The organism is Streptomyces sp. NPDC004542 (genome assembly GCF_040610035.1).
Classification (GTDB): Bacteria; Actinomycetota; Actinomycetes; order Streptomycetales; family Streptomycetaceae; genus Streptomyces.
Window position 1 is genome coordinate 1 of the sequence record NZ_JBEXLP010000157.1, and the last position, 8,698, is coordinate 8,698.

The following is an 8,698-nucleotide window of genomic DNA, read 5'->3' on the forward strand; positions in this document are numbered from 1 at the left end:
CCACGCCCACCCGATCATTGGTCAAACACCCACCCACCGCAGCGATCCACCCACCCCTCTGCCCCCCGAGCCACACACTCCGCCTCTTCGCCCACAACCCACCGCACAGCCCCTCGAACACCCGGGCAGTGACCTGTCACCGGCGGCGGACGTCATGTCCACTCGTGCACGGAGCCCCTGCGAAAGGGCACGACCCGGCCGCTCGCCTTGCCCGCCGCCGCGGACGGCTGCTGCGATGACGGTGCCGGGTGGATCCTCACCCTCGGGGATGTGCGGCACAGGTGGGAGGCGCGGCGACCAGTGAGGCGATGGACGACCGGCCGCAGCCCCCTGCGCGCCCTCGTTCCCCGGTTCGGCGACGCGGCCCGTCCCGTCGCGTCCGGGCCCGTGTACGTCCTTCCCGCCGGTGAGTCGGCCGGCCTCGAGGACACGGTCGACGCCCTGGGTGACGGCCCGCCCGACCAGGCGACCGTGCTGGTCGCCGCCGGTACCTCGGACGCCACGGACCTGTGGCGGCAACTCGAGCCGGTGCTGGACGAATGCCGACGGTCCGGTATCGGACACGTGCGGCTCCTGTGGGCCGGCGGGGGAGCCGACCTGCCGGGGCGGCCGGCTCCCGCCAGGCGGATCGCGGACACCTGGCAATTGGAGGTGGTCGCCCCCGCCGGGCCCGTGGTCGTCGCTCCGGGCGGGTCGCTCTTCACCCCGACAGGCCCTGGCGGCTGGTGGCAGTTCGGCCCCGGCCTGGCCCCCCGGCCTCTCGGACTGCGTCATCCGGCGCCCAGTTGGGAGGACGCGGCGGCAGGTCTGGTGACCGACGCCGTCGACGGGCTGGTCGTCGAGCCTGTGCCCGCGGGGGTGCTGGTGCGCACGGCACAACCGGCGCCGGATGCCGAGCGGGCCGTCGCCGCCTCGATTCCCGCTGACAGCCACCGGCTCGCCGTCGTCGTGGGTACTCCCCGTACGCCTCCTGTCTCCGCGCAGGCGCTGGCCGACTTGCTGGCCATGCTGCCCGAGCGGGTCCGTGCCACCGTCCGCCTCATCCCTGGCGACGGGCGTGACCTGCTCCCCACCGGTCAGGAGACCGCCGACCTGCTCGGCACCGAGGTGGAGGTCGTCAGCGGGATCCCGGCTCTGCTGGAGAGCGCGGACGGCACTCGGGCCGAGCCGGCCGTGGTGCTGGTCGGAGCGGACGGCGAACCGACGTGGCGGCCTTACCTCGAATCCGTCGCCTGCCTCCCGGCACACGGCGGACCCACTCCGGCTCCGCGCCTTCTGCGGTGGCGATCGCCCGTTCCGGGGTCGGCCGAGGTGTCCGAGGACGGAGTGCTCGCGTTGGACGATGAGTGGCGCATCGCCGTCACCCGGGCGGGACTGTGGCTGGGCGTCCATGGAAGCCCGCCCGCGGAGGCGTCCCGGCGGGCACTCGCCCGCGAGACGATGACGGTCGACGTCGGTGTGCCGGGGCAGCGGCTGGACGACGGGCTGTGGCCCGTGCTCGACACCTTGATGGACGGCCTGGAGCCGTCCGTGCAGGGGCGGACGACGCTCCACGTGCTCGGCAGGTGCAGCGCGCAGGGACGGCGCCTGTTGCGAGAGGTCACCGAACGACGGCAACTCGCCCTGGAATACCGCGAGGAGCAGGCCACCGGCCCCGCGGCCGCGGGGCGGGCGGAGGACACCGGTGAGCCTGCGCAGCCCCGTACCGCCGCACGGGCCGCGCCGCACGCAGACACCGGCCTTACCGAGGCTCCCTGGCACGCCGAGCCGATGAGCGTACGGATCCGCCGTGTGGCCGCCCCGCCCCACCCCGTTGTCGAGGCCCCTGCCGCGGCCGCTCCGTCCGTCGCGCGGGCGCCGGTGCCGCCCGGCTTCGCCGAGGCGCAGGCCGCGAGTCGTTCGGTGGGGCGGCCCGGTAGCCGTTCCGTCCCGGTTCCGTTGCAGGTCGCGGGTGAGGCGGCGACGGCGGAAGGCCCGGCCGCCGCTGCCGTTCCCAGTCCCGTGCAGGCCACGCTGGCCGCTCCGGCCCCGCCGGCGGCGCCCGTGCCTCCGCCACCCTCGCCTACCCCCGTCCGGCCCACCGGCCTCGGCCAGGAGCGCCCGCCCGCGCCGACCGCACCGGTCCGCCGGGCCGCACCCGTCGTCCGTGTCACCCCGTTGCACCACAGCAGCGACGCCGATCGGCGGGCCGTCCAGGCCATGGCGGGGGAGCAGTGGTGGCAGCAGCAGGCCGCGGTCGCCCGCACGCTGATGGTGGTGCCGGGGCTGCGCCTGCACGGCCGTGACGAAGACGCACACGCGGACCTGATCGCGGTGCGCAGTTTCCTCACCCTCGACGACGGCCCGCTGAGCTGGCGCTGGCTGGCGGGGCGCCTGGCGGCGGGGACGGACGACGTGCTGCCCTACCTGTCCTGTCTGGCCTCCGGGCTGCGGCGGCTTCCGTCGTACCGAGGGATCGTCCTCCGCGACGCGGGAGTTCTCCCGGCGGAGGCGAGGGCGCTGTCACCCGGCAGGGAACTGCGCGAGGCCGGTCCGGTCGGCACACTGGCCCTGGACGGCGCACCTCCGGCGGCGGCAGACCGGTACCTCATCTGGTCGGTGACCGGCCGCCGGGTGCGCGGCCTGTTCGCTCCCGCCCCGGCAGCGGGCAAGGGAGAGGAGGTCGTCTTCGCACCGGGTACGCGCTTCAGGGCGCTCGGATCACACGGCCGGCCGGGAGCGCTGACGGTACTGCTGCGTGAGCTGGCCGACGGCGACCCCACCGCCCGGCACGGTGAACACGAGGCCCAGGACAGGGCCGCCCTGGCCGCGCTGGAGCAGGCGGCCGAACGGACCCCGGAGGCAGGCGGCGCCCGCGCCTCGTGGCTGCCGCGGCTCACCGGGCCGCTGGCCGAGCGGTCCACGGGCGGGCCCGACGGTGCCTGACCATGCCGTCCGGCTCCGTCGTGCCGGACGCACACCCACTTCAGGAGGAGAAGAAGCACATGTCCGCTGAGCGCAGGACGCCCAGGCGCGGCGCGCCCCCCGAGGGCACCGAGCAGTTGAGGATGCGCAGGGCAGTCGTCCTGTCCGACACCCCCTCGTCCGCGCCCGAGGGACAGGAGCCGGGCAACCGCGAGACGAGCGCGCGGACGGCGCGTGAGGAGCGGGCGGCGAACGCACTCCGCGTCATCGCCGCCCACCGTTCTCAGGAGGAGCGGCAGTCCGGCCGTCCGGAGCGCGACGGCGACCGACAGTCACCGTCCGGCGGGGGCGGTACGACGGGAAGCGCGGCGCAGACCGGCACCAACAAGTCCGGCCAGCGGCCTATGCTGGCCGCCGCCGCGGTCGCCGGAGCGGTCCTGGTCGCGCTGCCGCTGGCGCTGAGCCACAACAACGACAAGGACAACGAGACCGACTTCGAGTCCGCCGGCCGGCGGACGCCCTCGCCGCAGGCGGTCGGCCCGAATTTCACCATCGACGTCCCGACCCACCCGGAAGTGACCTCCGGTCCCGCGACCGCTTCCTCCACCCCGTCCGCGTCGTCCCCCACGCCCTCCTCCCCGGCATCCGCCTCGCCGACTCCCACCATGCGCGTCTCCCCGCCCAAGCCCGACCGGGGCCCCGGCATACGCGCCCCGCACCCCGAGACATCGGCTTCCCGCGGCACGCCGCACGCTCCGACGGTCCTCGCCGCGGGCACCAAGCGACACCAGGAGACCCGTCCGGGTTCCGGCGGTTCCGGCGGTTCCGGCGGTTCGGGCGACCGGGCGACGTCGCCCGCCCGCGCCACCGCGGCGGTACGCATCGGGGCTCCGTCGGCGCCCTCGGTGCACGCCGTCACCACTGCGGTCACGCCCGCCTCGGCCAGTGTGCCGCAGTCCGCCGGGACGACGCCGGTCACCGGCCAGACCGCGCCGACGGTCCAGAGCGTGTCGGCCCTCGCTCAGCGGGCCGACACCCCGCCGGCCACGGGCGGCCTGGTCGTGCAGGCCACCCGTGTCCTGGACCTCGGCACCTCCATCGTGTCGGACCGGGCCCACCTGACGATGCAGGAGGACGGCAACCTGGTCATCACCGACGAGAACGGCACGGTCCGCTGGGCGTCCCACACCGAAGGGCGGGGCTACAAGACGGTCTTCCAGGCTGACGGACACCTCGTCGTGTACACCCGCGACGACCAGACCGCCTGGTCCTCCGGCACCGCCGGGCACGACGGGGCGGAGCTGGTGCTGCAGGACGACGGCAACGTGGTGATCCGGCAGGACGGCACGACCCTCTGGGTCAGCGGAACCGCTCACTGAGCGCGACAGGAAGGATCCCGGCGCCGGACGGTTCCGGCGCCGGGTCCGGGTACCCCAGGCCGGGTGCGCGCATGAACGGGTCCGGTGTGCCGTCCCGCACCAGGCCGGCCTCCTCGTCGAACCGCCATGTCCGCAGGGCCTCTTCGAGTTCCCGTACGGCCGTCCGGCCGGGGTCATCCGGCGGGAAGGAGGACAGAGGCAGCTCCCGCATCATCACGACCGTGCGCTCGCCGCGGCGGACCCGGACGTCCAGGACTTCGAAGCGCGTGTCCGGCGGGAACAGCACCCGGTCCGGCGACTCGGGTTCCAGCAGGGCCGTACGGCGACCGGTCACCGAGCGGATGACGATGTCGGCGTCGCCCGCTCGTCCCGGATTGCCGGTGAGGGAGGCCGCGCACACACCGTGCTCGACGACTTGACGGTGTGCCGCGTACCACCGTGCACCGTCCTCGCCGAGCTCGGTGCGCAGCGTCACCACACCGTCGTGCACGGGCAGCATGGCGAGGCCCTCCAGGGCCTGGGCCGTGGGCGGCGCCGGCTCGCCGTCGGCCTCCCCGCCTTCCCCGGCGGCCCGCCGCCCGTGCACGGTCAGTTGGAGACGCGCCGCGAGGAGCCCGGCCAGGACCGCCGCGGGCGGGCGGTCACCGCCCAGCGCCGGACTCCGCTGGAGCGCCAGGGCGACGAGCGCGGCGTCCTTGGGCGAACCCGCCCCGGTGGGGGGGTGGTTCGCTGGTTCCCGCGTGCTCGAGCCGGCCTCCTCGGGCGGTGACTCGCCCGCGTCGGAGGGCAGTTCGCCGACCACCGGTTCCGAGGCCGTCGTGCCGGGCTGTTGCCCGGCCTCCGGCTGAGGGGCCTGTGCCGCGGCGCACGCGGCCGGCACCCGCCACGGACGGTCCGCGGTCAGCACCCGTACCAGCAGCCCGGTCTCCGGCGGCAGGCGCCGGACGACGTCCTCGGCCAGCCGCTGGAGCCGGGGCAGCGCCTCGGGCACGCTGTCGTCGCACAGGATCAGTTCGTGGTGGGGGTCCGGGAGGGCGGCGCGTACCTCGTGGGCGTACGGCGGTTCCGCGACGGGCCGGATCCACAGGCCCCAGGGGAGGACCTCCAGCGCGGCGCCGGACCCGCTGCGGTACAGGCCCCGGCGGAGCATCGGCAGGTGGTCGAGGGGCCAGCGGTGGTCGACCGCGAGCGGTGGGTGTCCGGGCCCGCCCGGTTCCGGGGGCAGATGGAGGTACTCCCGGGAGAAGACGGGACGCCCCGTCGTCCCGTCCGGTTCCAGGAAGAGCACCTCGTCCAGCGGCGCCCGCCCCACGACCGGGTCGCTCGTGGGGAAGCCGTTGTACACGTGCACCGGTTCGCCGGTCAGGGCGGCGAGGGTGTCGCCGACGGACCGGTCTCCGCACGCCGCCCGTATCCCGTCCCCGTACGGCACGACGCGCACAGTGGCCCGGACGTCCTCCGGCAGCTCCCGCCAGAGGCGGGCGATGTCCTGCGGCACCGGCTCCGCCGCGGCGGGGGCGCCGATCACCACGGTGGCCGCGTCGTCGCGGCAGCGCAGCCGGGCGGCCAGGTACCGGCGCTGGTGGTGCCGTGCGGTGTCCTCGCACGCCGGGCGTACCCACACACCGGCGCCCACCGGTTCGGCCACGCAGTCCTTCCCCACGGGCCAGGGACTGTCCGGGAGGGTCCCGTCCCACGCGGGCCGGGGGAAGCGGCGGGAGACGTACCGGTCCTGGCCCTCCGGCGTGCACAGCACCCAGCCGCGGCCCCGGTCCGCCGCGATGAACAGGGCGCCCCCCGCGGACGGCAGCAGCACACCGTCCGGTACGACGACGTCCTGCCCCACCCCCTCGGCCAGCCGGCGTCCCGCTGCGGCGGGCCCCCGCGCGGGCGGCCTGCCGAACACCAGCCGCAGGCCCCGCGGACCGGAGGGCACCGCGCGGGCCACGGCATCCTCCACCGCGTCGAGTGCCGCCTCCGGCGGGAGGTCCACCACGACGACCGCGTACTCGGGGTCGGCCGCCAGACCGGCGGCGAACAGCAGGGACCGGCGGTCGGGGCCGGTGGCGGGGTGCACCAGCCACGCGCCGCCGACCGGGCGCACCGTCAGGCCGGCCGCGGGCACGGCGGGGAGCTCGGCGGGTGCTGCGGAACGCGTCCGCGACGGCAGCCACGGCCGCTTCCTGCCGACCGCGGTGCCCCCGTCCCCGCTCCTGGGGCTCAAGTGCCGGTCCGGTGGGACAGGGTGCCGCCGTGCGCGAGCGGGCGGCCGGACCGGGCACGGCACGCAGCGGGTACGGAGGCGGGAGCCGATGGCCGGGGTGCGACCGGCCCGGTGGCCTGACTGCGATTCATCCGCGATGTCTCCGTCGTCGTGCTGGGTGCAGCTGGTGCGTGCCGGCAGTCTCTGCCTGCGAAGGGACGTCCGGACCGATGATATGTAAATCGGTCATGGCGGACAGGTCCGCTGCCCGTCCGGACAGGGATGCTGCCCGGACGGACGCGGCCGGGACGCGGGACGACGGACACGGCCGGGACGTCAGTCGGACGCGGCCTGGGCGCAGGGCGGACACGGCACGGCCCGACCGGGCGCCGGACCTCAGCGGGCGTGGGCGGCGGGGAGCCGGAGCCAGATCTCGAAGTGGCCCGTGCCGACCGAGGTCCGGTAGGTCAGCGCACTGGCCAGCCGGTACCTGCCGCTGCTCCGCATCTCGCCGCGGACCAGGGTCTGGACGTCTCCCGGCTGGTCGGACCAGTCCAGCACGACGCCGTCGAACCAGCCGTCGTCGATCGCGGCGCGGTAGCCCTGCGGACCCATGAGATGGCGGCCCCGACGGCCCGTGTAGTCGATGTAGTAGACCGACGTCCACAGCGTGTAGTCGGTGAGGTGCCTGCGACTGAGGTAGTACACGGGTGCCTCGTGCGGCTGGCCGAGCCACTTCTGCCCCGGCCGTACCTTCTTGGCGAGTTCGGGGATCAGATGGCTGCTGTCCGGCCAGACGCCGTAGTTCTCGGCCGACTGCGACATGCCGAGGGTGAGGGCCAGCACCCCGACGGCGACGACCACTTGGGGGAAGCGGAAGTGCGCTCCCATCAGACGCGTGAGGCCCACGCCGGCCATCGGTGCGGCGAACAGCAGACCGTACCCGATGTGTTTGTGCAGCGAGACGCTGGTCTGCAGGTGGATCTGGTAGGCGGGGGCGAGCAGGGCCGTGCCGGTGAGGACGACACCCAGGGCCAGACGCCACCGGGCCCCAGGGCCGTCCGTCCGCTGCCGGCCCGGCACCTCGCCGAGCCGGTCGCGGCGGGTGTACAGCCAGGTCCCCAGGCAGGCGAGGGCGAAGAGGAGACCGCCCCAACGCGCGCAGTCCCAGGCCATGTCCAGGCCGGAGGTGGTGCCGTGCGCGCGGTCGGTGGTGGTCGTCCGGATCGCCTGGAGGTAGTCGGTGGTGACCACGCCGATCCCGAGCAGGGCCGCCACGCCGGCACCGAACACCGCACCGCGCAGCAGGGCCTGGCGTGTGCCGAGACGCCGGTGGGCCGCCAGCACCAGCAACGCCGCCGCGGCCGGCAGGAACATCGCCGACGCGTACTTCACCGCCACCGACAGGGCGGCCACCGGCACCGCGGCCAGCGGCAGCGCCCAGTGTCCGCCCGCGACCCGGACGAGGATCCAGGTGCTCAGCGCGAGCAGGAGGAGCGCCGGCGCGTCGTAGGTGGCGAAGTTGCCCAGGAACAGCGTCGACTGACTGACGGCGAACAGGCCGGCCGCGCAGAGCCCCGTCCGCTCGTTGAAGAGCATGCGGGTGAGGGAGTAGAGCAGGCCGGTGGCACCCAGCATGCAGACCAGGCTCAGCAGGCGTACCGCGGTCAGCCCGCCGAGGTCGTCCACCCAGGCGGCGAGCACCGGGTAGAGCGCGGGCGAGCCGGAGAAGTAGGTGGCGAAGCCCCCGTAGTCGGGCACGCCGTGGAAGAGGTGGCCGATCATGGCGTGCCCGGCGTAGACGTACAGCGCCTCGTCCTCGAAGGCGGTGTTGTGCAGGCGCAGGGACAGGACCGCCTGCACCAGAAGCAGGCAGGCCAGGAGGGCCCGGCTCACCCAGGTGCGGCGGCGGCCGCCGGTGGCGGACCAGCCGCGGGAGGGAACCGGCCCGAGCGCCCATTCCGCCCGGGTGATCTCGTCGAAGGTGTATCCCGGCGCGGGCCGCGGCCCCCGCGCGGGCAGCACTCGCAGCCGCAGCGTCGACTCGGGGTCGTACGGCCCAGCAGAAGCGTGTGTCCCGGCCGTGGCCGGGCCCGGTCCGGTCAGGTGTCGCGGCGGCACGGCCACACGTCCCCCTCGCCTCGCCCGGACGTACCGCCCGATGACCGCGTAGTTCGACGGGGCGTCCGCCGCCTCCGGCTTCTCCACCATG

General features: G+C 75.1%; 4 protein-coding genes. 2 read left to right on the top strand and 2 right to left on the bottom strand.

Translation table 11 applies throughout. The annotated features are described in order from the left end of the window. Positions 1–300 precede the first annotated feature (300 nt). Complete coding sequence (locus tag ABZX30_RS37185; protein ID WP_355942618.1) at positions 301–2,925, top strand: hypothetical protein; 2,625 nt, start codon at positions 301–303, stop codon at positions 2,923–2,925. Between the two features lie 59 nt (positions 2,926–2,984). After that, positions 2,985–4,283 (top strand): hypothetical protein, encoded by a 1,299-nt coding sequence (locus ABZX30_RS37190; protein WP_355942620.1) that lies wholly within the window; start codon positions 2,985–2,987, stop codon positions 4,281–4,283. Here the strand turns inward: ABZX30_RS37190 and ABZX30_RS37195 are convergent. After that, on the bottom strand, positions 4,264–6,507 hold the full coding sequence (locus ABZX30_RS37195) for a hypothetical protein (RefSeq protein WP_355942623.1): 2,244 nt from the start codon (positions 6,505–6,507) through the stop codon (positions 4,264–4,266). The two genes, ABZX30_RS37190 and ABZX30_RS37195, sit on opposite strands and share 20 nt — an antisense overlap. Before the next feature lie 375 nt (positions 6,508–6,882). Further along, positions 6,883–8,698: glycosyltransferase family 39 protein (locus ABZX30_RS37200; protein ID WP_355942626.1), on the bottom strand; the 1,816-nt coding region annotated here is incomplete at its 5' end.

What these genes read in the sequence shown, in the direction of transcription:
- ABZX30_RS37190 (WP_355942620.1), top strand. Translation starts at nt 2,985, where the DNA reads ATGTCCGCTGAGCGCAGGACGCCCAGGCGCGGCGCGCCCCCCGAGGGC.